Annotated in this window: 1 rRNA gene; it reads left to right on the top strand. The window is 53.1% G+C overall.

The annotated features are described in order from the left end of the window. Nucleotides 1-53: 53 nt before the first annotated feature. Nucleotides 54-2833: ribosomal RNA gene (locus WKT11_RS19615) — 23S ribosomal RNA — on the top strand; the annotation flags it as partial.

Below are 2833 nucleotides of genomic sequence, written 5' to 3'. Positions count from 1 at the left end.
AAACAATGAGAATCAAACGACCGCATCACCTACGCTAGGGTGATGAAGCGAAAGGTCAAGCAATAAGGGCACAGGGCGGATGCCTTGGCACTAAGAGCCGATGAAAGACGTGATAAGCTGCGATAAGCTTCGGGGAGGAGCAAATATCCCGTGATCCGGAGATGTCTGAATGGGGAAACCCACATGAGCAAACCTCATGTATCCTACAGCCAATACATAACTGTAGGAAGGGAACCCGGGGAACTGAAACATCTAAGTACCCGGAGGAAAAGAAAGAAAACTCGATTCCGTAAGTAGCGGCGAGCGAACGCGGAGGAGCCTAAACCGGAATGCGTGCATTCCGGGGTTACGGACTGCATTTAAGATTCAGTGATGTTAACAGAACGGTTTTGGGAAAGCCGGCCACAGAGGGTGAAAGCCCCGTACGTGAAAACAGAGCTGACTGAGCAGGATCCAGAGTACCACGAGACACGTGGAACCTTGTGGGAAATCAGGGGGACCACCCCCTAAGGCTAAATACTACTTAGTGACCGATAGCGCATAGTACTGTGAAGGAAAGGTGAAAAGGACCCCGGGAGGGGAGTGAAAGAGAACCTGAAACCCTGTGTCTACAAGCTGTGGAAGCACTTTATATGTGCGACCGCGTACTTTTTGTAGAACGGTCCGGCGAGTTACGCTTACTGGCAAGGTTAAGCACTTCAGGTGTGGAGCCGTAGGGAAACCAAGTCTTAAGAGGGCCAGAGTCAGTAGGAGTAGACCCGAAACCGGGTGATCTATCCATGTCCAGGTTGAAGCTGCCGTAAGAGGTAGTGGAGGACCGAACCCACATCCGTTGAAAAGGGTGGGGATGAGGTGTGGATAGGGGAGAAATTCCAATCGAACCCGGAGATAGCTGGTTCTCCTCGAAATAGCTTTAGGGCTAGCCTCGATACAGATTTGCGGAGGTAGAGCACTGAATTTCCTAGGGGGCGTCAAAGCCTACCGAAGAATATCAAACTCCGAATGCCGCGTAATCGATTATCGGGAGTCAGACTGCACGAGATAAGTTGGGCGGTCAAAAGGGAAAGAGCCCAGACCTTCAGTTAAGGTCCCAAAGTGCGCGTTAAGTGGAAAAGGATGTGGGATTTCGAAGACAACCAGGATGTTGGCTCAGAAGCAGCCATCCATTCAAAGAGTGCGTAATAGCTCACTGGTCGAGAGGTCCTGCGCCGAAAATGTCCGGGGCTGAAACGCGCCACCGAAACTAAGGAACCGAAAGGTTGGTAGAGGAGCATTGCATGCGGAACGAAGCAGTACCGAAAGGAGCTGTGGACTGCATGGAAGAGAGAATGCCGGAATGAGTAGCGAGATAGAGGTGGGAATCCTCTAGGCCGAATATCCAAGGTTTCCAGAGTAAAGCTGATCTGCTCTGGGTAAGTCGGGGCCTAAGGCGAGGACGAGAGTCGTAGCCGATGGACAACAGGTGGAGATTCCTGTACTGCGGTATGACAGAACTGTGGGGACACGTAAGGAAAGCGGAAGCCGGGAATGGAAAGCCCGGTGCAAGCGGGGTACCAGTCACTCTGGCAAATCCGGGTGGCAATGGGAAGCCGTGATGCGGAGCGAAATAAAGTAGTGAAGTCCGTGAGCCATGCGTCAAGAAAAGCCGCTATTGTTTATACCGTACCCGTACCGTAAACCGACACAGGTGGATGAGGAGAGAATCCTAAGGCCGGCGGAAGAAGCATTGTCAAGGAACTCGGCAAAATGGCCCCGTAACTTAGGGATAAGGGGTGCCTCAGAAATGAGGCCGCAGAGAATAGGCTCAAGCAACTGTTTAGCAAAAACACAGGTCTATGCGAAACCGAAAGGTGAGGTATATGGGCTGACGCCTGCCCGGTGCTGGAAGGTTAAGAGGAGAGGTTAGCGCAAGCGAAGCTTTGAATTTAAGCCCCAGTAAACGGCGGCCGTAACTATAACGGTCCTAAGGTAGCGAAATTCCTTGTCGGGTAAGTTCCGACCCGCACGAAAGGCGTAATGATTTGAGCGCTGTCTCGACAATGCATCCGGTGAAATTGAAGTACCAGTGAAGATGCTGGTTACCTGCGCCAGGACGGAAAGACCCCATGGAGCTTTACTCCAGTTTGGTACTGGGACTCGGTATTGCATGTACAGGATAGGTGGGAGGCTGTGAGACAGTAACGCCAGTTATTGTGGAGCCGCTGTTGGGATACCACCCTTGCAGTATTGGGTTTCTAACCAGCCGCCGTGACCCGGCGGTGGGACAATGCCAGACGGGGAGTTTGACTGGGGCGGTCGCCTCCGAAAGGGTATCGGAGGCGCCCAAAGGTTCCCTCAGAATGGACGGAAACCATTCGAAGAGTGCAAAGGCAGAAGGGAGCTTGACTGCGACACCGACGGGTGGAGCAGGTACGAAAGTAGGGCTTAGTGATCCGGTGGTATTAAGTGGGAATGCCATCGCTCAACGGATAAAAGCTACCCTGGGGATAACAGGCTTATCACTCCCAAGAGTTCACATCGACGGAGTGGTTTGGCACCTCGATGTCGGCTCATCGCATCCTGGGGCTGTAGTAGGTCCCAAGGGTTGGGCTGTTCGCCCATTAAAGCGGTACGCGAGCTGGGTTCAGAACGTCGTGAGACAGTTCGGTCCCTATCCGGCGTGGGCGTAGGATATCTGAGAGGAGCTGTCCTTAGTACGAGAGGACCGGGATGGACGGGCCGCTGGTGCATCGGTTAGACTGCCAAGTCTACGGCCGAGTAGCCAAGCCCGGAAGGGATAAACGCTGAAGGCATCTAAGCGTGAAGCCCCCCTTAAGATGAGATATCCCATTCG

Source organism: Blautia sp. HCN-1074 (assembly GCF_037890165.1).
Lineage (GTDB): Bacteria > Bacillota > Clostridia > Lachnospirales > Lachnospiraceae > Blautia_A.
Note: the sequence above shows the minus strand (reverse complement) of the source record. Positions and strands in the feature narration are given on the sequence as shown.